Origin of the sequence: Lacticaseibacillus huelsenbergensis (assembly GCF_029726355.1) — a bacterium.
Lineage (GTDB): Bacteria > Bacillota > Bacilli > Lactobacillales > Lactobacillaceae > Lacticaseibacillus > Lacticaseibacillus casei.
Genome location: NZ_CP120687.1, coordinates 198204 through 224964 on the forward strand (window position 1 = coordinate 198204; position 26761 = coordinate 224964).

General features: G+C 49.2%; 23 protein-coding genes and 1 pseudogene. 7 read left to right on the top strand and 17 right to left on the bottom strand.

Going from position 1 to position 26761, the window contains the following annotated elements; genetic code table 11:
* Positions 1–287: 287 nt before the first annotated feature.
* The 5 genes from LHUE1_RS00895 to LHUE1_RS00915 all read right to left on the bottom strand — a co-directional run bounded on the left by LHUE1_RS00895 (position 288) and on the right by LHUE1_RS00915 (position 3911).
* Positions 288–620, bottom strand: a complete 333-nt coding sequence (locus LHUE1_RS00895) for a PTS lactose/cellobiose transporter subunit IIA (protein ID WP_049172224.1) — start codon at positions 618–620, stop codon at positions 288–290.
* A gap of 38 nt (positions 621–658) precedes the next feature.
* Entirely contained in the window at positions 659–1759 is a 1101-nt protein-coding gene (locus LHUE1_RS00900; protein WP_213291515.1) for a DUF871 domain-containing protein, read from the bottom strand.
* Positions 1760–1850: 91 nt separating this feature from the next.
* The gene (locus tag LHUE1_RS00905) at positions 1851–2261 is read right to left on the bottom strand and encodes a DUF3284 domain-containing protein (protein WP_049172226.1); all 411 of its coding nucleotides are present in this window, start codon (positions 2259–2261) and stop codon (positions 1851–1853) included.
* 61 nt (positions 2262–2322) lie between these two features.
* Positions 2323–2487, bottom strand: coding sequence for a hypothetical protein (locus LHUE1_RS00910; protein ID WP_191978418.1), 165 nt, complete (start codon positions 2485–2487; stop codon positions 2323–2325).
* Complete coding sequence (locus LHUE1_RS00915) at positions 2484–3911, bottom strand: PTS sugar transporter subunit IIC (RefSeq protein WP_049172228.1); 1428 nt, start codon at positions 3909–3911, stop codon at positions 2484–2486. Before LHUE1_RS00915 ends, LHUE1_RS00910 begins: the two co-directional genes overlap by 4 nt.
* 518 nt (positions 3912–4429) lie before the next feature.
* Between LHUE1_RS00915 and LHUE1_RS00920 the strand changes: the two genes are divergently transcribed.
* Together LHUE1_RS00920 and yaaA are read left to right on the top strand one after the other, a co-directional pair.
* Positions 4430–6652 (top strand): alpha-galactosidase, encoded by a 2223-nt coding sequence (locus tag LHUE1_RS00920; RefSeq protein ID WP_049169863.1) that lies wholly within the window; start codon positions 4430–4432, stop codon positions 6650–6652.
* Positions 6653–6714: 62 nt separating this feature from the next.
* Entirely contained in the window at positions 6715–7458 is a 744-nt protein-coding gene (gene yaaA, locus LHUE1_RS00925; RefSeq protein WP_049169865.1) for a peroxide stress protein YaaA, read from the top strand.
* 345 nt (positions 7459–7803) lie between these two features.
* Here the strand turns inward: yaaA and LHUE1_RS00930 are convergent, their stop codons facing one another.
* The 4 genes from LHUE1_RS00930 to LHUE1_RS00945 all read right to left on the bottom strand — a co-directional run bounded on the left by LHUE1_RS00930 (position 7804) and on the right by LHUE1_RS00945 (position 12164).
* Complete coding sequence (locus LHUE1_RS00930) at positions 7804–10368, bottom strand: ATP-dependent DNA helicase (protein WP_277848160.1); 2565 nt, start codon at positions 10366–10368, stop codon at positions 7804–7806.
* A gap of 40 nt (positions 10369–10408) precedes the next feature.
* On the bottom strand, positions 10409–11014 hold the full coding sequence (locus LHUE1_RS00935) for a hypothetical protein (RefSeq protein WP_191978406.1): 606 nt from the start codon (positions 11012–11014) through the stop codon (positions 10409–10411).
* Between the two features lie 133 nt (positions 11015–11147).
* Positions 11148–11702 (bottom strand): CPBP family intramembrane glutamic endopeptidase, encoded by a 555-nt coding sequence (locus LHUE1_RS00940; RefSeq protein WP_160312067.1) that lies wholly within the window; start codon positions 11700–11702, stop codon positions 11148–11150.
* 240 nt (positions 11703–11942) lie between these two features.
* Positions 11943–12164, bottom strand: coding sequence for a hypothetical protein (locus LHUE1_RS00945; protein WP_049169868.1), 222 nt, complete (start codon positions 12162–12164; stop codon positions 11943–11945).
* A gap of 493 nt (positions 12165–12657) precedes the next feature.
* Here LHUE1_RS00945 and LHUE1_RS00950 point away from each other — a divergent pair, with 493 nt between their 5' ends.
* Positions 12658–13272 (top strand): WxL domain-containing protein, encoded by a 615-nt coding sequence (locus LHUE1_RS00950; protein WP_049169870.1) that lies wholly within the window; start codon positions 12658–12660, stop codon positions 13270–13272.
* 767 nt (positions 13273–14039) lie between these two features.
* On the opposite strand, the gene LHUE1_RS00955 is transcribed toward LHUE1_RS00950, so the two are convergent.
* The 8 genes and pseudogenes from LHUE1_RS00955 to deoC form a co-directional block, all read right to left on the bottom strand.
* The gene (locus tag LHUE1_RS00955; protein WP_049169872.1) at positions 14040–14852 is read right to left on the bottom strand and encodes a PfkB family carbohydrate kinase; all 813 of its coding nucleotides are present in this window, start codon (positions 14850–14852) and stop codon (positions 14040–14042) included.
* A 704-nt stretch (positions 14853–15556) separates the two neighbouring features.
* Complete coding sequence (locus tag LHUE1_RS00960) at positions 15557–16864, bottom strand: phosphodiester glycosidase family protein (RefSeq protein ID WP_053091146.1); 1308 nt, start codon at positions 16862–16864, stop codon at positions 15557–15559.
* 416 nt (positions 16865–17280) lie between these two features.
* A complete protein-coding gene (locus tag LHUE1_RS00965) occupies positions 17281–18837 on the bottom strand; it encodes a hydantoinase/oxoprolinase family protein (protein ID WP_277848161.1) in 1557 nt (518 codons plus the stop codon).
* A gap of 2 nt (positions 18838–18839) precedes the next feature.
* On the bottom strand, positions 18840–19925 hold the full coding sequence (locus LHUE1_RS00970) for a DUF917 domain-containing protein (RefSeq protein ID WP_049169878.1): 1086 nt from the start codon (positions 19923–19925) through the stop codon (positions 18840–18842).
* A gap of 32 nt (positions 19926–19957) precedes the next feature.
* Positions 19958–21208: a cytosine permease gene (locus tag LHUE1_RS00975; RefSeq protein ID WP_277848162.1), complete on the bottom strand. Its 1251-nt coding sequence runs from the start codon at positions 21206–21208 to the stop codon at positions 19958–19960.
* 466 nt (positions 21209–21674) lie between these two features.
* Positions 21675–21914 (bottom strand): annotated as a pseudogene (gene mazE, locus LHUE1_RS00980) (type II toxin-antitoxin system PemI/MazE family antitoxin); the annotation flags it as partial.
* Positions 21915–22247: 333 nt separating this feature from the next.
* Entirely contained in the window at positions 22248–22958 is a 711-nt protein-coding gene (locus tag LHUE1_RS00985) for a GntR family transcriptional regulator (protein WP_049169880.1), read from the bottom strand.
* A gap of 125 nt (positions 22959–23083) precedes the next feature.
* A complete protein-coding gene (gene deoC / locus LHUE1_RS00990; protein ID WP_049169882.1) occupies positions 23084–23803 on the bottom strand; it encodes a deoxyribose-phosphate aldolase in 720 nt (239 codons plus the stop codon).
* Between the two features lie 173 nt (positions 23804–23976).
* Between deoC and LHUE1_RS00995 the strand changes: the two genes are divergently transcribed.
* The 4 genes from LHUE1_RS00995 to LHUE1_RS01010 are packed head-to-tail and all read left to right on the top strand — an operon-like array spanning position 23977 to position 26630.
* Complete coding sequence (locus LHUE1_RS00995) at positions 23977–24390, top strand: PTS sugar transporter subunit IIA (protein ID WP_049169884.1); 414 nt, start codon at positions 23977–23979, stop codon at positions 24388–24390.
* 12 nt (positions 24391–24402) lie between these two features.
* The gene (locus tag LHUE1_RS01000; RefSeq protein WP_049169885.1) at positions 24403–24897 is read left to right on the top strand and encodes a PTS system mannose/fructose/N-acetylgalactosamine-transporter subunit IIB; all 495 of its coding nucleotides are present in this window, start codon (positions 24403–24405) and stop codon (positions 24895–24897) included.
* A gap of 18 nt (positions 24898–24915) precedes the next feature.
* On the top strand, positions 24916–25779 hold the full coding sequence (locus LHUE1_RS01005) for a PTS mannose/fructose/sorbose/N-acetylgalactosamine transporter subunit IIC (RefSeq protein ID WP_049169887.1): 864 nt from the start codon (positions 24916–24918) through the stop codon (positions 25777–25779).
* Between the two features lie 14 nt (positions 25780–25793).
* Complete coding sequence (locus tag LHUE1_RS01010) at positions 25794–26630, top strand: PTS system mannose/fructose/sorbose family transporter subunit IID (protein WP_049169888.1); 837 nt, start codon at positions 25794–25796, stop codon at positions 26628–26630.
* Positions 26631–26761 lie beyond the last annotated feature (131 nt).

Below are 26761 nucleotides of genomic sequence, written 5' to 3' on the forward strand. Positions count from 1 at the left end.
TTTTGTAAAGCGCACGCAATAGTTTTTGCGCCGTACCAAACTCCGCAATCTCCGGCCAGCTGAGGGCTGGCGACAGCGAAGCTAGAGTGGTGGGCACGACTTTGAACCCGCAAAAACCGCGGTTTCAAAGCTCGGCCTTGGTCTAAAACGGGAAGATCGCCCGTTTTAGACCAACTTCACAACTGAGCCCCATCTGACCTCCGATTGCTCCGCTTTGGTACTACGGTTTACACGTGCCTAACGCACTATCTTCCTGGACATGAATGATACTTCACGTACCACTATTGTTAATCAGTCACTGCGGTTACTTCCGCCAAGCGCTGATACACCGCCACGACTTCGCCAGCTAAATCGCGAAACGTGATCGCATTCATTAAATGATCCTGAGCGTGTACCATCAGCAACGAAACCGTCGCATGCTCGCCGCTTGCCTCGGCCGTTAGCAATTCGGTCTGCACATTGTGAGCCGTTACCAATGCTTCATCGGCCAATTTTAAATGATGATCCGCTTCGCTAAAGTCACCGGTTTTCGCTGCCTGAATGGCTTCAAAGGCCTCGCTCTTAGCGTTTCCGCCAGCCATAATCAAACCCATAATCGTTTCTTCGTTTACTTCATTCATTAATTTATTTTCTCCTCGGATTAATCTTGAATAAGTTGCTACTCGGCAACACGTTTTAGCATAAACGTCCGCCACGGCTTCAACAATGGCAACAACGTCAAATCTTCATCAGTCAGTTGGCCGATTTTATTGCGGCGCCCATCGTTGGGCAGATCACGCAACACGATTTGCAACTCGCCTGCGTAACGCTTGTAAGTTTCATTGACCACCACGACATCCCCGCGGTGCAAGATTCCGGTGGCATCATGTGCAGGAAGCGGTTGCCCGGCGTAACGCACACGCGGTTGGGTATCGCGAATCAGGTAGTCAGACGCATCGCCGCGATACAGGTGAGCTTCACTGAACGCAATTTTGGCCTCGAGATCCGCAAGCGATGGCTCAGTGGTCATCCGCAATGTCGGATAAGGACAAAAGAATGCCAATGCCGCTGCTTTTAAATCGGCCTCACTTGCCAACGCGTTACCAATGAGGACGTCATCAATTACCTCAGTCAAGCGCAGGTGATGCACTTGACTGGCGATCGAGCGGTGACGATCGCTTTCCAACGTCGGCAAGCCTTCGCTGACCGGCCACGGCCCGTGATCCGCACTCGGCGCACTGATAAAAGCGGCTGTTCGGAGTCCATACTGCCGAAACTTCTGGGAATAAGCCACCATCCGTTCATCGCCTAAGCCAGTGTATTCTTGCGGATAAAAGTTGTGACAACCTAGTAAGTTCGACCGCCGCGGACCAAAGGACATGATCGCATCAATCGCATTCGTCCCGGCGCTCATGTTGAGTTCAATTTTCAGACCATATTGATTATGCGTCATCAAGGCTTCTTCCTGACCGGTGAAGCCTTCATCAAGACGCAGGCCCCAAACGCCTAAGTCATGGAAGAAACTCAGATCATGATAGTCAATGCCCAGTTCCTTAAACAGCGGCGGCGCAATATCGACAATGGTTTGAAAACCGAGTTGATTGGCCTTGGCCACCACGGCTTTGAAAACCGCAAGCTGATCGCGACCGTGGTCTCCTGACAGTTGTAGCAGTGACGTGAAAAGCCGGTGGTAACCGAATTGCTGCGCAGCTTCTAAATAGGCAGTTGCCTGCGCGACCGTTGTTTGTTCCGGATAGAGGCTGATGCCAAGTTTGCCCATAGTTCCTCCTTTTAGCGTTTGTTGCGCGTGATCTTTCAGCGATTATGGCGCAAAAGATCTCGCTTCATTTTTGTAAAGACCGATTAAGCCCTCAGGTGATACACATCTGGCGGGCCATTTTTTTAAAGCGGCGTTTACGGAACCAACCGAGCAAAAACCCGCTGGCACGATTATTGGCGGCACCACGCGCACTTTTGGCGACAAGTGACTCTTCATAGACGAGCCGACTTTTACCGCTTTCCAGTGGGGTTAACTGATAGCGGACTTTAAAATCATCCCGCGGCGTTGCCAACTCATACGCATAGACTGAATTAGGTTCGAACTCGGTGATGGTCAACCGCGCCGTGCGTCCATTCGGCCAATTTTTGGCATAACTGTATCCGCGCAGACTTTTAGGCAACGGTTCACGCCCCGTATGCTGACGAATATCGGCTAAGGCGGATTGTTGCAGTTGATTGAAAAAGACGTTCGGTGCCACCGGTAAATTCATAATAATTTTCATCTCGGCCTCCTTTTAGCACGATGCAGTGTGGTGGATCAACCCAGATCGTGACTGCGTTGGTTTATTTTGCTTTGGCCAGACCGACGTACCAGCGCGTGCAGAAAATGGTGGCGATGACGCCTAGAAGACAGCCGCCAATGCGCCAAGGGGTCGGCATGAACGCGCTTAAAACGATGATCGCCATACTGATGTTGATCAGAATTAGCGCGGTGGTTGCGGTTTTCAAATCGCATCACCTTCTAAGTTGCGATCGTCATCAGCTGTTTCTTTGTTTTTTTCTGCTGGCGGTTCGGTCATGTGCAGCTCCGGATCCAGCTTATTGGCAGCCTTGACGAACGGTACATAAATCAGGAAGCCGATAACCATGTTGACGGCCTGTAAAATCGGTGCGCGCCAGTCCATGGTGGCGATGATCGAGTTGATAAATGGTGGCATGGACCACACGATTTGGTTCTTGACCGGCGATACCCAGCCTAGCATGTGTGCGCCGTACGCGATTGAGACCATGACAACCGGTGCCGCGATGAATGGAATGAAGTAAATCGGATCAAGCACAATTGGCAGTCCGAACATCACTGGTTCGTTGACGTTAAAGCAGCCGGGCGCGATCGAGAGTTTTGCCACGGTGCGCTGGTCGTCACGCTTGGAGAACATGAGGATGGCAATCAGTAATAGTAAGGTACTGCCGGCGCCACCGATCCATGCATACAGATCGAAAGCGTTACGGGTCCAGACAAACGGCAGTGCTTCGCCTTTCATAAATGCATTCATATTGGCGATTTGGGCGGTTAACCAGATCGAGTCCAAAACCGGTCCCAAGACGTTGGTGCCGTGGAGACCGAAGAACCAGAAAATCTGCACCAGTAGCGTCATCAGTAACACAGCCCAGAAACCTTGGGACATATTCAAAAGTGGTTCCTGAACAATCGTGGCGATGAACTCGATGACGGTGGTCTTGTTGACGCTGAAGAGGTAATTCACAACGCCAGCCAGGTATAACGCGGCGGTCGCGGGAATGATCCCGGTGAATGCCTTGGCAATGGCTGGCGGCACCGATTCCGGCATGCGAATCGTGACGTTTTTCTTCATTAACCAGATGTAGAGGGTCATGGCAAGGGCGCCCATGATCATGACGGTGAAGAAGCCATAGGAGCCGAAGAACTTGTTGAAGTTGAAGAAGCCCCACATGCTGACGTTTTTGCCGTCTACAACGCCACCGGCATCGGTGATCAGTTTGGCCGCGCTTTTACCCAATGTTCCTTTTAACGCTAAGGTAAAGTTCTGCGGCAGGCTCATGATGAACGTGCCGAGAACAACAATCCCGCCGGTCACCGGTTCTACTTGGTACTGAACGGCCAGGTGGTACCCGAACGTGAAGGCGAAGAGCAGACCTAAAATGGCTAAGGTTCCGGTCCACACCATGGCGTTGATGCCGATGAGCCATTGCATGCTGTTGACGATACCCATCCACTTGAACTGTGTCGGGATGTCCCGAATTAAAACGTTCAAGACGGTGGATACCGCACCGGCCATCATCGCCGGCATGATCGCGATAAACGCGTCACGTAATGCGACTAACCAGCGAATCGATCCAATCTTTGCTGCTACCGGGACAATATGCCGGTTCAGCCAACCAATAAATGCATTCATACTATGCACTCCCTTCAAAAATTTTATAATGTCGTTATTAGTGCTTAACTACAATTAAAATTCTACGGGAGTGCCAGATGGCAGGTCAAAGATTATAGTAGTTATTGTTTATAATTTTTATAAGCAAAATGTTTGACTTTATCAACAATGATTTCTGGCAGAGGGCGTTAGTAATGATCGCGCTGCTGCACTGTGCGGTCCTTATTGGAATTATCAGTTCGCAAAGATCCCAAGCTGGCGGAGCGGCGATGGGCTCAGTGGTGCAATTGTACTAGCCGGGCGGTCTTCCCGGCGTAGTACAAGGCCGAGCTTTAAGACTCAGCCGGTTTTGCTGAGGCTTAAAGTCGTGCCCACCACGTTCCAGCCCAATCGCCGCGTAGCCAGCTTGGCGTATCGGGAGCCACTTAGTCATCGCAGAATCTCAAAATGTCAACCATTGTTTGGCTAAGGATGCCAAGCAAAACACCAGCCATTTGCTTATAATAGATTAAAACCAGAGATTTCTCAGGAGGCTCCCCATGGCAAATATTGAATATGATCCGCAACGCCAGCTTTTTCACCTGCATAACGCCACTTTTAGCTACATTATTCAGGTAATTCGCGGGTACCTTGTGAAGCGTTATTGCGGTCCAGCGCTGGAGCAGTTTTCGGGGACGGCGAAGCTGGAAGATTTCAGCCATGCGTTTAACATTCAAAATGATGCTGCGCCGTTTTCGCTGACGACCCTGCCACTTGAATACAGCACGCTGATGGGTGGCGATTATCGCACGCCTGCTTATGCCGTACGGAATGCTCATGGCCAGTTGATCGGTAATCTCAAGTTTCACGATTTTCAGATTCTGGCCGGTAACGAAAACTTCAACGGCACGCTGCCGACTGCGCGGACGCCGCATGGTCAGACGCTGATTATTACCATGCATGATGAAACCGATACGTTGGCGGTTCACCTTAAATACACGATCGTTGGCGATTTGCCGGTGCTGCTTAAGCAAGTGGCTTACCGCAATTTGAGTGACAACACCCTGACGATTACCCATGCAGCCAGTCTTCAGCTTGATTTTGACGATCATGCCTACGACCTCATTACCTTGACCGGGGCGCATCTGAGCGAAGCCAGTGTGACCCGTCAGCCGTTGACGCCTGGTAAAAAATCAATTGCCAGCAATTATGGGGCGAGTGGACCTCAAGGCGTGCCGGCAACGATTTTGGCGGCACCGGCGACCGATGATTTTGCGGGTGAGGCGCTGGGGGTTACGCTTTTGTGGAGTGGCAATTTTAATTACACGGCGCAAGTAGATCAGTTTGGCAATAGTCGCCTGGTGATGGGCTTGAATCCGGAACTCTTTTCCTGGCAGCTTAAGCCCGGTAAGCCGTTTGTCACTCCCGAGGCTGCGGTTGCGTATACGACTAAGGGCCTGAATGATCTGAGCCATATTTTCCATCAATTCTTCGCCAATCACGTCATGCCGGTGCCGCGACAGAATCTAATTGAATATAACACGTGGGAATCGACTTATTTTGACGTGAGCGAAGCCAAGGTGCTGGCGGAGATTCCCAAGGCGGAGGCGCTCGGCGTCGAATTGATCGTGGTCGACGATGGCTGGTTTAAAAATCGGCCCAACGATGCTGGCCAGCTTGGCGATTGGGTGCCGGATCCGGTTAAGTTTCCACGCGGCTTGCGGCCAGTTGCCGATGCCTTGCATGCGCGGGGGCTGGCGTTCGGCTTGTGGGTCGAGCCGGAAATGATCAGCGAAAATAGCGAACTGTATGCGGCACACCCGGATTGGGCCATGCAATATGTCGGGCAAAAACCGTTGCGGTCGCGTAACCAATTGGTGTTGGACCTCAGCCAGCGCATCGTGCAGGATCATTTGATTGCCGTGTTGACTGACTTGGTCCGGACGAATCACATCGACTATCTAAAATGGGATTACAATCGCCACTTCAGTCAGCCCGGCAGCCCGGTTTTGCCGCCGGATCAACAAGGTGAAGTTGGCTACCGGTATACCCGTGGCTTGTATCGCGTGTTGAAAACGTTACGCGATACTTTTCCTAAACTCATCATCGAAAATTGTTCTTCCGGTGGTGGCCGGTTGGATGGTGGGATGCTGGCGTACACCGATCAGACGTGGACCAGTGATTTCACCGATCCGGTTTATCGCATGAAGATCATGAATGGCTTCTCGTTATTCTTCCCGCTTAAAACGTTCGTCTCCCACTTTACGATGTCACCCAACCTGCAGGATTCGCGGGTGACGCCGCTGCGAACACGGGCACTGCTGAGTCTGGTCGGCGTGACCGGCATCGAGTGTCCGCCGAGCCAGCTCAGTCCGGCTGAAGCCGCAGCGGTCAAAGCCAGCTTTGCCTTTTACAAAGCCAATCGTGCCGAATTGCAAAACGGCAGCCTTTATCGCCTCCATCCCAGCCATCCGAATCAGGATCAGGTCTGCTGGCTCATCACCGACGAGGCGAAAACCAAGGCCATCGTCCTGACGTCAGCCGGAGTCATTGCGCCGATTCCCCACTATCAGCATGTCCTGCTGCACTATCTGCGCCCGACCATGTCGTATCAGATTAACGACAAAAAGACCGCAACCGGTGCGGAGTTGAACTTTGCCGGCGTGACCTTGCCGCTTGCGCATGGTGACTTTTCTGCAACCTTGATGACATTGCAGGCTGTCAGTCATCTGCCGCAAACAACGACGCAAGCGAATGGCGATATTGCGAAGCTGCCGTTTTAACAGTGTCAGCACTGCCATTTTTTGAAAATGGCTCATCCTACTCAGAAAGTTTGGTTTTCTCTATGAAGTTCATCATTGCACCGGCCAAGAAAATGGTGGTCGCCCAAGACGATTTCCCGGTTCAAAGCCAGCCGCAGTTCCGCGATCAGGCGGCAATGTTGCTTAAGCGGATGCAACAACTTTCCCAAGCGGAAATGCAGGCGCTGTGGCAAACCAGTGATCGCCTGACGCAGGCGGCTTATCAACAACTGCAAAGAAGTGACGTCACGCGCCAGCAGTCACCGGCAACTTTCAGCTATGTCGGCATTCAATACCAATACATGGCACCTGATCTGCTAGACGATGCGGGCTTGGCTTACATTCAGCAACATCTGCGCATTTTGTCCGGCCTATATGGCATTCTGCGACCATTCGACGGCATTGTTCCTTACCGTCTGGAAATGCAAACGCGCTTGGTCATGCCGCCTTACCGTCATTTATACGATTTCTGGGGCGATCGGCTTTATCAAGCGCTGGCAGCCATCCCCGGCCCGATCATTAACTTAGCCTCCGATGAATACGCCAAAACCATCCGCCCTTATTTACAGCCGGACGACACCTTCATCGACGTCCGCTTTGCTCACTTAGTTAAGGGCAAGCTCAAAACCCGCGCCACTTATGCCAAAATTGCTCGCGGCGAAATGGTCCGCTATGCGGCGATGCATCAAGTTTCGACAGTTGCGGAATTGACGCAGTTTGATTCGCCGACTTATCGTTACGACCCGGAGCGTTCGACGGAGACGGAATTGGTTTTTGTGGCGAAATAGGCCATGGCGTGCACAAACGAGTTGATAAACTAAAGGACTGCTGTATATTGTCAAATAATTTGGCAATATGCGGCAGTCCTTTGTCTGGTTCATTTATATTCTTGAGAATGCGATCAAATTCCAAGTGCCAAGGCGGAGCAATCGTAGGCCAGATGGGCTCAGCTGTGAGATTGGTCTTAAACGGGTGGTTTTCCCGTTTTAGACCAAGGCCGAGCTTTGAAACCGCGGTCTTTGCGGGTTCAAAGTCGTGCCCTCCGCTCTAGCTTCGCGGTCGCCAGCCCCGTCCTGGTAGGAGATTGCGGAGTTTGGCACGACACACTTTAAATCGGTATCAACGTTCCCTTGTCACCTTTTCACCGGCAACTTGGTAACTTCCTCAACAACCTGATTGAGAATATCCAACTGCTCGGCATACCTCACACTAAATGGCTGGGTGGCAGCTTCAGGTTTGGCGGCGGTGACAGCAGCGCGGGGCTGAATGCCTTGGTGCCGCTGATGATCCAGCCAGGCCAGGATCTGTTCGAACGTGAAACGACTGAACGTGTCGACCGTTAATTGCCCTGAAAGCAGACTGCCGAGCAGGTCATGGCGGGAGTCAATCGGATAAATTTTGGTGCGCGCCAGCAAGACCCGGAAATCGCCAAAAAAGATAAACTGTGACTGGGTTCGCGTCAGCGCTGTATAAAAACTCTGCGCATTTAGCATGTGATCCGCGCCGTTGACGATCGCAATCACCGTATCGGCTTGACCACCCTGCGCCTTGTGCACCGTAATCGCATACGCCAGCGTCAAGGCACGCGGTACACTGCCAAAACTGTAATAACAATATTGATCGCCGACTTGAACCACCAGAAAATGCCGCTTGGGATCGATATGTGCCACAACACCCGTATCGCCATTCGCCATGATCGTCTCACGCCAGCGCTTCGTTCCGAACTCATCGGTTTTCTGGAGGCCATTTTCACCTAACACAGCGCGGCGTTCCCAGGTTTTCGGGTCAACCAAGGCCACATGTTTGTCATTTTTCAGAATCATCACCCGGTCGTTAAGACGCAGGTGGTGTTTTTGATTGGTCACCGGATCAACGTAGCTGCTGACGTACTCGGGCTCGCCCGCCTTGGCAGGGTTAACCAGCGCCTGAAGTTCCGCATTAAACCGCAAACGCCCGGTCGCACCGATGTTCTTGTTGACTATCAGCAACTGCGAATCCGGCTGGTGGCCATGCTTGGCAAGCGCCTCTTGATACGCTTTGATGCCGGCGTCGAAAACCCGGCCTGCATCGCGCTGATTGTATAGCGCCACATTACCACTCACATATCGGTCGTCATCCGGCCCAAAAGGCAACGCCAACCGATCACGAATGCGGTTAGCCAGCGCCAACACACCTGACTGGCTGTCCTGCCGATAAACCCGGGTCAGCGTCGTTGCCGCGACGTGCTCATCTGCCAGACAATCCTTCAAAAAGTTTCCCGGACCAATCGGCGGCAACTGAAACACATCACCCACGAACAGGACGTGCGACTTCTTGAAGTTCACATTTTTCAACACCGTATACGCAAGCGGCGTCGTTAACATCGAACTCTCATCCACAATAATCAACCGCGCATCGCCAAACGTCTCCCAGTCAGCCTCAGAATCAAACCGATCGAGTTCTTCACCAGGCAAAAGATGCAGATACGCGTGAATCGTCGCCGCCGGTTCGTGAGTATAGCGCGCCAGCACCTTTGCCGCGCGACCGGTTGGCGCCAGCAGCACACTTTTTCCTTTAGCCTGCGCATTGAAAAAGTGCACCAGCAAGTTCGTCAGCCAGGTTTTCCCAGTGCCGGCACTGCCATTGAGCACACTTAATCCATGTTGGTTAACGTTTTGAAAAGCGGCCCGCTGCTGATCGTTGATGACCAGCTGGTGGCGATCCAGAAACTTATCCAATTTTTCATCCAGTTCCGCTGGCTTAATCAAGGGTTCGGCCGTTTTCTGCGCCACGGCCATGATCCTGGCCACCGAACCTTCTGTCGCAAACATGTCGCAACTGGTGACCAGATCGTATTGCTCGTTTAACAAAAAGCCATACGCCAACGCCTGTTTGGGATCAGCAAACATGGTTAAGTCATCCGTGCTGACGCCCAATAAGGTAGCTGCCTGCTCCTTGAACCAAGTAATCGTAATGTAAGTCAGTCCCTGCGTCAGCACCGCCGTACGGAAAATATATTGCAGCCCGGCCGCGAGTCGATGTGGATCATTCGGCGCCACCCCGCGACTTTTCGCAAAGGCATCGACCTTTTTGAAATCGAGTTGCGCCACCTGCATCAAAACATACGGATTGGCATCCACGTGCTGCATCGCCAACTCGGCATCTTTATACGCCAACCAGATTTTTTCGTACGTCATGGAACTGAGCGCTTTGCCCCAGTGGTTCGCCAACACCGCGACTTCAAGTTTGCCGCGAATGGCAGTAGCAATTTTTTGAATCGTCGCCGGCCCAACGCCGGGAATTTTCGCTGTCTTAATCTCATCTTTTGAAAAAAGGGTCAAAATCGGCGCGTCATCCGCAAAATAATCGTGCAGCCGGCGCAAAACCGTGGGCTGATGTACCAGCAGCGTGTCGATCAGCTGCCACTGCCGCCGCGGTTCTTTGGGCAAGCCAAAATGCAGCCGCGCAACCTTATAGGAAGGTTTGCGATAACGCAGGGAATCCGCGTCATCATAAACCAAGTCAGCCGTGATGATGGCCCGGCGATTGTAATAGCCCATATCGCCAGTCACAGTGACTTCCTGCGTCAGCGTCATTTTCAACTTAGGATTCGAATTTAAAATTCGCACGGCATACACTTTATAATCGCTGCTATCGCTGTTAAAAAGTAACTTGATAATCTGCAGGTCGACATTTTCATAAACTTGGGCTTGCTCCACGGTACACCAGCCTCCTTTCAATTAGATTTCGCAGTGATTGTCACAACTGCATTCGTAGCTTGGTCGTTTCATGGGTGGCATCACGATCCAGTTTGGTGGCAATGCGAAACCGAAAGTCAGACGGCAGCGTCTTGAGTTGTTGCTGCGCCCATTGCTGGAGAAACGTGGCTTGATGGCGCGGTTGGTAGAACGTTAAGTCATGTCGGTGGGTGCTATAAACCACCACGTCTTGGCGTTCATGCTGCGCCGCCCACTGCAACGCTGCCACCAACGCGACCAGCCCAGCGGAAGGAACATAGAAATTGCGCGCCGGCTTGTAATCATCCGGTGTTAACTCGGCATTGGCTGGCGCATCGGCGTAGGCCAGCTCCTTAATTGCATCATCCAAAAATTGCGTATGCCGCAACAGCTCATGGTCAGCCGCATCAGTTATTTTGATGCCAAACCGATTGCCATTCAAATCGTTCATCCACGCCAAATAAGCCTTCGTCTGGGCGGGAAAATCCGCCTGCTCGGCTTCTTTTTGGAGATTCACCATCCCGCGCTGCAGCAAAACACCTTTTGCCGTCACGCCATTCGGCAATTTGATCAGCTGCTGGTGCTCAGGCGATGTTTGATCGGGTTGTTCATGTTTTTCTGTCATCATTGCCTCACTTCTCAATAAGCTTACCTGCGCAGGCGGTGGGATGCAAACGGGATTAAGGCAGTTTTTGAATTAATAGTCTGAAAATATGTAGTGATCTAAGAACCCTGAACAACTCAGGAGCTTAAAGTACTTCTTAGAAAAGAAGGATTATTAGTGTTCCGACGATATTATTAAGAACGTGAAGGACAATGGTGTTCTGCAGCTTACCGGTTTTTGAATAGACAGTTGCAAATACAATGCCAGAAAAGGCGTATACCAAGAAACCAAAGACGGTATCGGTCGCATGAACCGCGGCAAACAAGCCGGCACTTAACAATGTTCTAAGCACGATTCTATTTGGGCTAAAAAACAAGTTGAAAACAACGCCTCGGAAAATCAACTCTTCCGTAATCGGTGCGATTAGAATTATTTCAACAATAAGCAGAACCGTGACTGTCCAGTTAGCGTCCATAAAAGATTCTCTAATCATTTGGCTGTTAGGCGTTTCTGACTGATGGTAAATCAGATCGTTTAAAGCCAATAGCCCTTCGTCCGCGATTACAGTAATGACATATCCACCAAGAATGTACCAAATGTCGCGAAGCTCAACCTTTTGTATCATTCTTCTCCGCGTATATTTAAAGACAATCCGATACGTAATGTAAATGACGACCGCACTTGACAAAATAAATGCAGCGGCCAGCATCATTGATGACGAGATCCTTAGTATGTTTGGCATGATCTCTAAGAAGATCGAAGGAACCTGCCACAAAAAATAAAGTAATACAACGTACGCCATTCGTTTAACCAGAGAATCTTTGCTGCTATTCACAAATTATCACAGTCCTTCACTATTTTTTGAATAAGCTGTTGATCGTCAGAGTGAGCGATCCATGAATCGACCCACGGATTTTTGCCAGCTTTCCATTTCTATCAAAACTTCTTGTGGTCAGTGCAACTCATCGCAAAATTCATTTTCAGAATCACCAAACTGAACGGCCATCAATTTGCCGACAGTTTCCCATGCATCATTAATTGCATCATCAGTATCTTCAAATTTAATCCCCTGTCTGTCAGCCCACTCCCGTCGATTGATGGTCCCAAGAAGATCAAGTATGCGGGCAGCTCCGGTCAAAAAGTTACAAAAGCCACTGCGATTAATTTTCAACATCTGAGTTCGTCCCGCCTCCCTTTTCAGCCGTAAAATCAGTCTACCATATGGCGTTTTTAAATCGGCCTATTTTGCCTGAGCCAATTTCCAAACGTGCTTTTTCGGTGTCCTTTTCTCGAACAGACTGAATTCTCGACTTGGCAACATTCTTTTTGACTCGGCTCACATGTAAACGCCATGTTTCTCAGCGGCAATCTTTAGTCGCACGCCAGAATTCCATCACTTTTTTAATAAATCTGCGAATTTGTTCTTGTTTCTCACTGAAAGTCGCAATTTTCGGCAATTATTTTACCGAATTTGAGACAAATGACAGCTTTTTTGCGCTGCTTAATTTTGATCTTACCCACAGTTCGGAGCGGATTGCTGCTAGACCGGTTTTGGGTAATTATTCACAATATTAACGAAACAGATTAATTAACTTAACAAGTATCTTGCATACAATTAAAAGTGTTCCAAAGAGTTTTTCATTTTGACATTGTCTGGGGGGACTTTTATGTCAAAGAAACGTTGGATCAGCGGAATCACTTTTGCTGGCCTTCTTGTAGGGAGTTTGACAACCGGCTCCGTCGTTTTAGCTGCAGACGAAGATACCGGAACGACTAATACGTCAGTCACAGTAACCGGTGGCACTATCGGGCTTTCCGCGCCAAGTGCGCTCGCTTTTCCCGGTGTCACGGTTGAAAGTATTGTAAAAGGCAATTTGAATGATCCAGTTACCACTGCTGATAGTTCACTGCTGACGGTGAGCGATTTTCGCGGTACCGGCGCGGGCTATACGGTTTCGGCAAAAGAATCACCGATTACGAATGGTAGTGGTGCGACATTGAAAGGCGCCTTTGTTCAAATGGTGCCGGACACTTTGGTAACGCCTAACGCTGCGGCACCGGCATGGACAAAGTCGGTTGATTTGGCAACAAGCGATCAGCCGCTATTTGCGACCGGCACGGGCCAGGACGGCGGCGGGATCACGAGTTATGACCTCAACAAAATCACATTGGACGTACCTGAGGATAATGATGTTAAAGCTGGCAACTACAGCGGCGTGATTACCTTTACACTGACACCCGGCCAGCCGGCACAAGCCGCAACGTCCAATCCAGTTCCGTAAAAACGCGACCGCAACGACTGATTAATGAAGGGATAGACGTTTAGTCACGCCCATTCCCCCCGATGATCTGCCTTGAACAGAAGGGAGGTGGTCACCGGCGACCGCAATGCATCTATATTTTAAAGCAGGCGCGGGGCTGATCCTGATCACGTCAGCCAAACCCGCCTTTGAGACCGCAATCGACCTAACTGTTGGTAAAGGTTTAGGGTAAACTTTCTCACATTTCCTCTGGACCGCCGAATCGGCTTTGGGGAGCCGAGGATGGCCATGGGGTTTTAGGAACGTTATTAAAAATAGTTAAGTTAATGCTCAGCTTAAGGTTGGCCACCCGCCTTCCTCCGTGGCTGCCAAGTTGCGACAAAAGTTAGATCAAGACTAACGCGCCGTCAACAGAACTTGGTCAGGCCACGACTGAGACGCTCGCAGTCTATATTGATCAAATCTCAAAAATGATCACAGACTAACCACGTCAAGGTACAAAGGAGCCGCCGATTACAAGTCGGCGGCTTCTTTTGTGTTGAGCGCGAACAGGAGCGCTTAGAAATCGGAGTGTAAGTGGCCTTGAAACCCAAATGGCTGGGCTTTGGCCATTTGGGTTTCAAGGTCCTTACACGTAGATTTCTGCGACTGTGAGCGCGTTATAGAAAGCGCAAGGAAACTTTTTACTTGCCTTCAACAGAACATTCTCCACGTGGTCAAGCTTTGTCCATTTAGTCTCGAAAACCCTTACTTGCGGAACTCCACGCCAACACCTACACCCTGCTTCCTCATGCGATCAAAGCCGCCCCATGCCCAAACGACCCTGGCACACGCACCTGCGCCGACGAAAACTTCGTGGCATGACTCAACGACTCCGAAACTTTCGCATCAAGCGTTGGCTTCGCGGAGGAATAAAGCGTGGCTGCAAACGAAGTAATATACGCATCCCCCGCCCCTAAAGGATCCACCGCTTTAACGCCGAGCGCCTGCTGCCAAGACATCGTATCCTTGACCAACGCTGCCGAGCCGCGAAGTCCCCGCGAGCAAACCACCTGATCGCAACCAGCTGCCGCAACCCGCCGGCACAAAGCCTCTACATCATCGTCAGACTTGGCTTTCCCGGAAAGATAGGCAAGGTCAATCTGCGGCGCAATTTTTTTGAATACTCGATCGTCATCAATCGTTGAAAAGTCATAAATTTTAGGCGCCGTGATGGCTGACAAAAAGGCATCCGCACCACTTTCATTATTCAAGTAAACCAAATCAAAAGTATTAATGTACGCGATATCATCAGGGCTCAACTGAAGCTCCTGAACCGGTTCGCCAACTGTTTTCTGGCGTTTGCCGTCACTGAGGCGCATCGTTGTGAAGGCATTAGGGCCGTCGTACTGCAGCGAATGGCTGATATCAACCCCAAGTTCGCTAAGCGTCCGCCGCGCAAAATCACCGCGCGCATCATTACCAAACGTGCCAAGGTAAGCAGCCTCAAGCCCCATCATAGTCGCAAAAACCGCCGTATTGGCAGCATGACCGCCAAGAAACATCTTCTTGTCCGCTGGATAAAGGTCAACGACATTGTCTCCGATCGCGATGATTTTCAAGAGTCTTTCCTTCTTTCCCACACGAAGCGAAATTGGTTGTGTCAGTGCAAGGATAACTGGCAATAGCACTACTAAAGCAAGTTTACCACAGGTTGTTAGAGGGAGGCGGCTTGCTTCATGATAGCAAAAACGATAGCCGGAAGCCTTCCTCTAAAAGGTGCAATTAAAAAGCAGCCCATGTGGCCAAAAGTGAGCTGCTGTTCTGGTACGATTAATGAGGCTGCTGCCCCCAAGGGGGGGTGTCTTCATGACGTTAAAAGAATTCTTTGTCTTGGTTATCGTACCGCTGATTACTAGCATCATAGCGGGAATAGCCACAACGCTATTCGCCCGTTGGTGGAACGGACGACGGTAGCCATGCAGTGGCCTCATCCACCCACACGCCCGTCAGTTGCAGCGGGTGAAAAAAATAGCCGTATCCCCTACCCGGGATACGGCTATTGTGCTCTCATGACTATTAGAATTCTTTGTCTTGTCGCTACAAATATAGTATCACGAGATTTCAAATAGATCAATTTTCAGAGATGTAAAAGTTGACATTTTTGGGGCAACAAAAACAACAGCTCATTGGGTGCTGCTGAAGAACTCGATAAAATGTAGGTTAGGTAGTTGTGTGGTCTTCAATCCCACTTTTCAGCATATATTCGCTATAATATAGCATGCCAATCCCATATAAGCAGTAAATATAAGTTCATTGTGGCAGACTACCTCGTCCGCCGATAACCACTGATAAGATAAGTGGCAGCGCTTGCGACAACGAGGATGAGGCCGAGGATGCCAGTTGCTAGATCATTCTCGCCTGTCGCTGGTAATGTGTCACCTTTCTTTTTGCTCGAAGACGACGATGATGTCTGACTGTCTGATGCCTCGCTGGATTGTGAACTGGAAGTGGCCGCTTTTTCAGACGAAGATGCTTGGTTGTCCGACTTCACCTGTCCTGATGCCGTCTGATTATCCGGAGCCGTTTTCGAAACGATTAACCAGGCGTTCGCCACAGCGCGCTCGTGGCCATCAGAAGGATGATTTTGCACTGTTAATTGTGTGGACCCCGGTTCGCGGCTCACATAGGTCGCAGAACCGCCGCCGTCTAAGTTCAAAGCGGTGACCGCACCACGTTGAATCATTAAATTGGCCAAGTCTGCCATCGAAATCCCGTTGGAGGTAGGTGCTTCCCGTCCATCGATCACCACGAAAAAGACAGTGCCATCAGCCTTGATGCCAACAGCTGTCCGCGGTTCGTGATCGGTGCCCATAGGCTTAGTATCATTCACTTTACCGTTTGCCACCAAAATGTTCCGCCCGCCAAGTGCCTGTTGAAGTTGGCTTTTCACCAGAAGATAGGTGTGTTCGTTACCAATGATCGGCGTACCATCTTTTTCAACGCCAAAGAAGGCTTCACTAGCACTGGTGGCCGCATGTAACTCAACGCCATTCTTCACGACATTGCCGGTGGGGATACCTGTCGCCATTTTGAAAAAGTCTGCGTTAACAGCCGCAACAACCGGCTGGCCCTGTTGAATCACAGCGTTAGCCTGGTCGCGGACTGTCTGCACCGGTAAATTCGTTGTGGTGGCAGCGGTGCCCGCTACCAGTTGGGTTTGCGGATTCTTGGGATTAAGCGACACCGAGTAATACTTCGTTTGTTCATTGCTCCGGTTAAGATATGTAAGCATTTGCTCCGTGATACCTGGTGCGAGTGTGTTTTCCCGATGAGCAATGATGGATTTGATGACCGCGGTCCTGGCATTGGGCAGCGCACTTGAACTACTGGACGCCGTACTGTTTGTGGTGCCAGTGCTTGATGCCGTGGCGGATGAGGACGCCGAGGAGTGAGTTGCCGTAGAGGATGCTACTGATGAGCTTGGTTTCTGCGTTGACGCCAGCGCCGCCGAACTCACTGTTGTGGTGACACTAGAAGGCACCGCAGCTGCGACCGGTGCCGACGTTGCGCCCATCAATAAAGCCACCATTAAAAATGGGCTACTAACCACTTTCCATCTTTGTCTACCCATTATTCAGCCTCCACATACAAAACAGAATCATTATCGGTGTATATCAATTCATTTATACACAGGGGATGTAAAAGCGTTGTGGTGGTTTTGAAAAGTTTGGGTATTGGTTGTGTAAAAGGCTGTTCGGCAAAAACTTTGAACGTAAAAAAAGCCTGCCTTACTCAGGCAGACTTCGATTTGTTACTTATCTGGCTCAACTTCTTCTAATTCAAATGCTTCTGCAAGCTTGCGGAATTCTCCGTCGCTAAGTTCATGAACAGTTTTTTGGATATCCTCCTTGGAAAATTTCGGGATAAGTTTAAGTACCCTTTCCTCTGGCATCAGCTTTTTTCTAGTGACTGGCACCAATTCAGGCTTTGACGTTCAAAGAAAATCTAACATTTCTGGTTACAAAATACACGTGGTTTATCTGAAACTTACCGCGCCAAATTCCCCACCACTTTAATCTTCACCCGATTTGCATTCTCCGGATGGTAGGCCAGCGGCACCTCATCGACTTCGACTACTTCAATCGTGGCTTCATCTGCACCTGATTCGATGGCCGCAGCGATCGCCTTTTTCTTGGCGTCCGCCATGGCTTGATCGCGGGGAATCTGGTTGTATGGATAAATGCGGCCGTATTCGCCGGAGACCTGACTGATCGAAGCGCCGATCGCATTGGCCACGCCGCCGAGCGGATCGCGCACCAGTTTCCCGACGCCGTCCAGATGCCGCGGCGCAATGATCGCACCGCCGCCAACCAAAATGACGGTGGCCGGCTCGGCGCTGGTTTTCATTTTATCAATCGCCACTGCAATCATCTCACCGATGGTCTTTAATGCAGCTTGGGCAAACTTAAGCGGAATTTGCTTCACCAGCTCGGGATCGCCGACCTCGGACAAGCCGAGGCGCACGGCAATGTCGGTCGCCGTGATGATATTGCCGCCAAACGTCAGCGCCTTGTCGGTAATTTGGTAGCCGACCGAATCCGGCCCGACCGTGACACTACCATCGCGCTGCTGGCGGACGATGGAACCGCCGCCCAAGCCGATTGACATAATATCCGGCATTCGAAAGTTGGTTGCCACGCCGCCAACGGTCACCGCAATCGACGACTCGCGCGGGAACCCGGCTTGCAGCACGCCCAGGTCAGTCGTCGTCCCGCCAATGTCGACCACAATCGCATTTTTCAGGTGCGACAGATACGCCGCGCCGCGAATACTGTTCGTCGGCCCAGAACCAATCGTCAGAATCGGAAAATGCCGAGCATACGCCGCCGTCATCAAGGTGCCGTCATTTTGGGTCAGATATAACGAAGCATGCTTAATGCCCGATGCCGCCAGCGCCTGCTCGAAGCCGTCCACGGTATTTTCGATGACGCGGAAAAGGCCGGCGTTCAGGATCGCGGCATTTTCGCGTTCGATTAAGCCAAGTGACCCGACTTCATGCGACAACGTGACCGGAAAATCGGCGCCATAAGCTGCGTGCACCAGATCGGCAGCTTGCTGCTCCTGATCGACTCGCAAAGCAGCAAACACCCCGATGATGGCGATCGAGTCGACTTCGCCGCGCCACTGTTCCAACACTGCGTTGATTTCAGTCGGATCGATTTCGTTCAGAATCTGGCCATCATACTCGTAACCGCCCTTGACGATCGCGTACTTACCTGACAATTTGTTCACCAAATCCTCCGGCCAGGCCGTGTACGGCGGAATCGCCTCAGTTGCCGGATACGCCAGACGCAACACCCCGACGCGGGCAATATGCTTACGCTCCACAATCGCATTGGTGATTTGGGTCGTTCCAAGCATGGCCTTGTTAATTTGATCGCGGTCCAGCGGTTGATCGGCCAGCACCGCTTGAATGGCGTTGCTAATGCCGGTTTGAATATCTTTGGTCGTGTGGCGCTTAACCGAATTGATCACGTGATGCTGGTCGTCCAAAAGAATCGCATCCGTATTCGTACCACCGACGTCAATGCCTAATCGATACATACTTAGCCCTCCTTCACCAATTCTTCAACCGGCCGATAATCGTAATCGAAACCAAAGTAACGCGGCCCGGCCGTTTTGATGCCTGCTTCCGTCCGCCAGCGCGCATCTGCCGGGGTGGCCAACACTTTCACGCGCTTACCGTATTTAATGACCTCAGTCGTGACCGGCAATAACGTGTCCGCATCGACAATTTCAATCAAATCAGGCGTCATGACTAGCGGCTTCCCGTTGCGCAATGCCAGAAGGTTCTCGTTTTGAATCAAGACACTGAGATGCTGATCCTGAAAATCATTGAAGCCATCAATTTTAATATCGCCAACGTTGAACCCGCGCTCGGTGCGCCGCTCGACATCGATGACTTTTCCTTCAAAAATTAAATGCCCATTCGTGACTTCAAGAATTTCCGCCAACGCCTTGGCCGGATTCAGATGGGCATCACGAATCCGCAAGCCGACCTGTTCGCACAGCGTCACAATGCCGCGAATCCCGTTTTGCTTAATCTGCGCGCCACTTGACGGATACAAGGCCACCGTCGCACTGCCGCCCATCTCCACGGTTTGGACCCGGGCCAAGCGTTCCGCCCACTTCGCGTCAATCGTTTTGATCACGCCGGCGTTCCCTTTTTCATCCGTGATCACCATGGGCGTGGCTGCCACGCCGCCTAGGTAGAACGTCACCATCTGCAACTCGGGAAACGCCCGCCCCATACCGTCGCAGTCCACCAAGGGGATGCCCAGCGACGCCGCCAGTGCAATCGGCACCATCGAGTTCACCCCGCCTGCCTCCATCGGAAATGTGCCGACGAACCGGTGCCCGGTATACTGACTCAGCATGGTGAAAACCCGCTCAAACTCGTCGCCTTTGGGAATCTTCTCCATCATCACAGCCGGCGCGCCCATAATCGCCGCGGGACAAAAATAATCATCATCATCAATTTCGGACACGTCCAGCAACTTCACGGGGCCATTTTTCTTAATGGCTTCCAGCGCCATCAACTTGCCTAAAAAGGGGTTGCCACCACCGCCTGCGCCAAAAAAGGCCGCGCCAGTCGCGATGTTTTCGATTGATTCTTCGTCTAATAACCGCATAATTGCCTCCTTAACATTCATCAGTACACGTTTTAGTCCAATTCAGAAGCTTTATCCCACTCCGGATGCAATTTCGCGCCGACGTAATAAAGTACAAACGCGAGGATGATGCCTAACACCGGAATATTCGGGACCGCCGGCCACACAACCGGCAAAACGCCAACAACCGCACCTAATGCCCACGCGGTCAAGCCAAGCCAGTTCACCCCAGGCACCGGCTGCCAGCTATGCAAATCACCGTGATGAATCACCCAATAAGACGCCGCCATCGCACCAGCCACCGGCGGAATCATGGCAGAAAAGATGTTCATCACTGGCTCGAAATAATTCAAAATGCCGATAATCGACAAAATCGTGCCGCCCACGCCGACCAGAAACAGCGTCAACTTGCGGTATTTTTCCGGAATGTTGAATATATTCGCCACGGCAATCCCACCAGAATAAGCATTCACCACGTTGACTTTCCACGTGCCCAAAATCAGCGCCAAGCCACCAATGACCGGCGAGCCGATTTTCATGAAAAGGCTGCTAATGTCATTCGACTTAAACGCAATCGTCAACACCGCGCCCACCGCAATCATCAAAACGCCCGCGGGAATGACGCCGAAAATCGCCGCCTTCACCACATCGCTACGCTTTTTGGAAAACTGCGCGTAATCCCCGACAATGACGCCCGCCATCGCGAACGAGCCAACCGTCGACGAGAAGCCATTGACAAACGACACTGCGCCGCTCGGATGATACGCCGCAATCATCGCCGCAGCGTCCTGCTTAGCAAACGCGAACCACAGGCCATACAGAATGACGATCACCAAATACGGAACGGCGACATACGCGAGCAGCCGAATCAGCTTCACGCCATACATCGCGGTCACCACCATCAGCAACCCCGTCAACAGCGAAGCTAACCAAGCGGGAATCGGCAAACCCAAATACTTCAACAAGTTCGCCACGGCCAAGCCGCCAACATTCGCCTGAATACCAAACCACCCCAGCGCCGCAATCGCGATGATAATCGAAATCACTTTCGACGACCCAACTTTTCCAAACACCTGTTGCGCCACCACGACCGCCTGCTTACCTTGATCAACACTCTGCATCCCCTGCGACACCATCATCAAGACGATGAACCCATACCCGGCCAGTCCGGTCAAAATTGCGGCCGGAAGCGACATTCCCGAAACCAGGCTGCCACCCAGAATCAGGCTGGGAATCGAGACCAACGCCCCACAAAGAATCATGGCTAAACCGAACCAAGTTTGATCACGTTTGTTTTCTTCCATACTCGGCACCTCACATATTTTTCTAATAATTGCGGATTTCCCAGCTGAGTTCGCGGGTGAATTCGTGAACTCGGCTGAAATGTAATGGTTTGATTATAGAATTATGAGATTCGTTGTCAATGGGTTCATTTAATTTTTAGGCTAAAACTTGGGTGAGGTTTTGGCTGATGTGCGTGTGTTTAAGGGTGTTCTGGTGGTGATTGGGATCGCCGATAGATCTTGTGTGCGCCAAGGCTTTGCGGCGGAAAGGTTCTGCAGAAATTAAAAAAGCCCGAATCTGTATATGATTTTTGCAAATTCGGACAGTTAAATTTTAATTTTGATATGAAGATAAATAGGGATGTGCTTTGCTGGCTTGAAGGCCACTGTCAGACTACTTTTAAATGATCGGTCGATTAAAGGATCGCCGTCTCAGTACTCGCAAGAGTTCATGACTGATCCAAATAAGATCACTTATGCATCCTCTGTCATGCCACATGTTTTCGCGCCCCACCGCCGGACCATTATCGCCAATATTTTCTCCCTTGATGTCCTTTCGCAGATCATAATCCGGGTTGCTGTCAAAAATATGACGCTTTATTGGGATTAGAGTGATGACGCCGTTTTTATCGATCGTTGGTTGGTATTCGACGTTTTCGCCAATGTTGAACGTAGCGGGGACGGGGATTAGGATTGAATCTCCTTGGCGCTGTGTTTTAACTGTCATGGGTATCATCCTTTCTCTTTTTCGTCATTGTATGAACTTGCTCGCAGTGCCAATGCTGCACTGCCTGTAACCTTCCCTAATGGTTTACATTGGACAATCAACTGAAGTGTAAGTATTCGATTCAAAAGTGCGGCACTCTAACAAACTTAATCGTTATAAGCGTCGCACTTTAGTGTGGAAAAAATTTTTTGCCTTAAGTCGTTTGCCAGCAGAGAACGAAATAACAAGGTACTTTTAAGAAACAGCCGGTTTTATCATGACAAACATTGATCATTAATTCTATATCGCTTCGACACCGTTAGTTACCCGAACAGTTAGTAACAGAAGATCTGCCTACTGATCAATGTCAATAACAAAATAGTTGAGATCTCCTCTATACTTAGAAATCGAATACTCCACAATTCTGTTCTTATCCGTAATTCCCTGGGTATGGAAATAGAAGATCGGCGCGCCTTCAGAAACGTTCAACATGTCCCCAATGGTTTCATCAGCGACCGCCACTTCAAGCTTACGCCGAACACGCGTAACAGCGTACCCGCTTTTCTTGAGCAAACTGTAAAGCGATGTCGTTTCAAAATCAGTTTTAAGAAATTCTGAGTTTACGTCTACTGGGATATAAGACGTAACAAAGACAATAGGTTCTTCATTTGCATAACGAAGTCGCACAAGTTTATAAACCTTCTGGCCCTTTTCAATTTCAAGATGCTTTTGTACTTCTTCGTTGGCCGTTTCTTCAGTCAAATTAAGAACTCTCGTCTCTGGCTGTAATCCCTTTTCGCCCATCTCTTGACTATAGCTTTGCAACCGATGAGTGAATTCTTGTGCAATTTTCTTCTGTTTGACCAAGGTCCCGCGTCGTTTCTTTTTTTCTAAATAGCCCTTATTCACTAATTCTTGAATGGCCTGGCGCACAGTTGGTCGGCTTACTGAATACATTTCGACCAAGTCTAACTCCTTAGGAATTAACGTGCCAATAGGATATTGATCATCTTGAATTCTACGCAATAGATCGGCTTCAATCTGTTTATACTTTGCGGCTTTCATGGCGGCCTCCTTACAGAACTCGTACTAAAAGTATACAGCAAGGTCGCAGATGTTCACCATCATCTTAAAAAGTGTGAGTCCGATATCCACGTAACAAAACAGAATCTGTCAGTGTCTAAAAGACATTAATTCCGTTGGAGCGAAATGAATTGCGCATCACTTTTTGCTATGCGTTCTCTTAGTTCCTCGATGATCTTAACCCCAGCACTCGTGCCTATACGATCAGCTCCGGCTTCAATCATTGAAAGGAAGGCACCGGCATCACGAATGCCCCCCGCGGCCTTAACGGATACTCGGTTCCCGACCACGCTTTTCATTAGTTTTACATCTTCCACTTTGGCACCACTTGGACCAAACCCTGTTGAAGTTTTGATAAAATCCGGCTTGACTTTCTTAGCAATCTCGGCCACTTTTTTAATTTCCTCTTTAGTTAAGTAGGCATTTTCGAAGATGACTTTGCAAGGAACATTGTGATTGTGACAAATCGTCACAATCTGACTCATCTCATCCTCAATGTAGTGGTAGTTTTTAGCTTTAAGTTCAGTGATATTAATAACATAATCGATTTCATTTGCGCCATTGTTAATTGCATCTTTGACATCGAAAAGCTTTGACTCTATGGTCGTTTGCCCCAAAGGAAAACTGATTGCTGCACCAGTATCGATGTCAGTTCCCATTAACAGATCTGAGCAAAACTTCGACTGAGTCTGGTTGATAGCTACCATCTTGAAATGGTAGTGTTTTGCCTCATCACACAGTTTCCGCATATCTTCCCTTGTTGCATCAGCATGTAAATTAGTGTGATCAATCATCCGTGCAAAATCATCTAACGTATAGTCTTTCATGTGAGTGTCCTCCTAATATGTCATTACATATTACATAGTATTCTGCGAATTGGTTTTTGTCAAATAAAAAATCAGACTCATATCATGACCGGTGTTGACTTTTTGGTAGCGCATACATATTATAGTAAGCGAACAAGGATCCTCAAATATGTATTTACAAGGAGGAATTAGCTTTGATTATATTAATTACAAGCCACGCAAATCTAGCGGATGGCTTAGTCTCAGCTTTTGAAATGATTGCTGGCCATAAGAATTACATTCAGGCTCTTAGTCTGAATACGAGTGGGGTCAACGAATTTCGTCGACGGCTACTCGCATTCTTGAATAACGCACCATCTCCTGTCCTTATCTTAGCTGATGTGAAAGGAGGAACCCCATACAACGAAGCTTACAAATACTACTTAGCACATTCCAATAAATGCAGCCTAGTCAGCGGCGTTAATTTACCCATGCTGTTGGAGATTGGCACAAATATTGAAAATTGTACTGATTTAGATGACGTGAAGGCAAAAACTAAGGCTATCGGACAGCAAGGAATAGAAATTGCTGAAGATATAGTTGAAGACAATGATGATTTAGACTTTTAGGAGGAATCAATTATGACAATTTCAGTAGTCAGAGTGGATGACCGGGTTATACATGGTCAAACAATGACGCGGTGGACTAAAGCCCGACCGGTAGATGGTATTCTCGTTGTTGGCGATAATATCGCAACCGATACGCTTCGTAGAAAGGTACTTAAAGCCGCTGCTAATGATTTGAAGGTTGGTATTTACACTGTTGCGGAAGCACCTACCAAAATAAAGAAAGGAATCGAGTCAAAGAAACGTTTCTTTTTAATCAGTGATTCACCGCAGACTTTTTCCAAATTAGCTGATATGGGCGTTGAATTCGGTTCTGTCTTAAACGTCGGACCGATGAATACGCGTGCTGGCGCCAAGGTATTAGGTCGCACCGTCGCAATTGATCAAGCGGATTATAACGCGTTTGAAAACTTAGAGAAGCATGGTATCGATGTCCAGTTCCAATTACTGCCTGATGATGAAATTAAGCGTTGGAAAACTATGAAAGCAAAATATGATGAAATGAGCTAATTCTCAGGAGGGGCAATTATGAACACCAGTCTATTTATTTCAGCGATGTTAACTGGGATCTTTTGTTATCTAGGGGCTATCGAATCCCCATGGCTGTTCGGGATGTCTGGAGGCTTTTATATTGTTGGTAGACCGTTAGTTGCTGGCTTATTGGTTGGACTAGCTTTTGGCGATGTAAAATCAGGCATTCTTTGCGGACTAGCGGTACAAGCAGTCTTCATCGCCAATCTTTCTACAGGAGGTGCCACAAATAGTGAAATCACCTACGCGGCTTATGGCGGAATCGGTCTAGCCATGGCAACAACGCGCAACCCAGCTATCGCAGTAACACTGGCAATTCTGATTGGCCAAACTTTTGGCTTGATTTTCTATAATGGTCGAATGGCACTTTACTCTTTTTGGAACGCCCGTGCTGACAAAGCCGCGGAAGAAAATAATGATCGCGGAATTGTTTTAAACCACCTAATTTACCCTCAGATTACTACTTTTCTGTTGCGTGCAGTGCCAGTATTTTTCGCCATTTATTCAGGAAAAGGTTTGGTCAACTGGTTAATTCAAAGTATTCCCGATATTGTAACACACATTATTCAGGTGCTCGGAGGCGTTTTACCGGCACTTGGAATTGCAATGTTAATGGCAATTGTTATCAAGAGCAATGCACACCTGATATTCTTCTTTGCCGGTTTTGTTCTACTGGCATTTGCAAAATTAAGCATGATTGCAATTGTCTTTATTGCCGCACTTGTCGCCTACATGTATTATTTGTCCTCTAACAATCATGGCGCGAAAGGTGTTAAAACTTCAGAAACGTCAAAAGATGATGGAAGTCACGAGGCCACAGTAAATACTGACACAGAATATGAAGACGAGGATCTTTTCTAGAAAGGTGAATTAAGATGCCAAAATCAACTCAATCAACAAGTGGCGACACCATGCTATCTAAACATGAACTAAATCAGATTTGGTATCGCTGGGGTTTTACCCACCTCAGCTCTATGAGTTATGAGAAGTTACAAGCACATGCATGGGCTTATTCCTATATTCCATTTGCAGATAAATATTATAAAGATGATGAAGACGGTAAAAGGCGGCTGCTAGTCCGGCATTCAATGTTTTACAACACTGAACCCCAAACCGGACAATTGATTAACGGCATTGTTGCATCCTTAGAAGAACAAATTGCTATGGGCCGGAATGTTTCAGAAGAAATGCCTGTCAATATTAAAGCAACATTAATGGGACCATTGGCTGGAATTGGGGACTCTATTATTCAGGGAATTATCGTACCAATCCTGCTCTCCATCGCCATGAGTTTAGCCAAGGGTGGCAGTCCGTTAGGCCCAATGTTTTACATTATTGCGTATGGCATTATTGGCCCTACGATCTCTTACATTGCTTTTCATAGCGGCTACCGTCTTGGCGTCAATGCCATTGACGTCATCGTTGGCGAGAACTCTAAAAGAATTACCGACGCTTTTAACATCTTAGGGATCATGGTCGTGGGCGCATTAGCAGCCAATACTATTGTGTTGAAGACGATTGCAAAAATTCCATTAGGGGGAAAATCAGCGCCTTTAGAGAACGTCTTAACTGGAATCTTCCCAGATTTGTTGCCATTAGCTATGGTAATGTTTGCATGGTGGTTAATCTCTGCAAAACAAATGAGCGCAACGAAAGTTATTCTCATCATCACTGCAATTGTTACAGTTGGCTGCCTGGTTGGTTTCTTTTAGAAAGCGGTGGAAGTTTTGTATCTCCTGAAGAGCTTATCCAAAGATCGCATTTGGGGTACACCACGACTCCTTCCCTATGGTGCCACCTCCGATCACACCGGATCCGTCTACAGTGTTGCCGGAATATCATA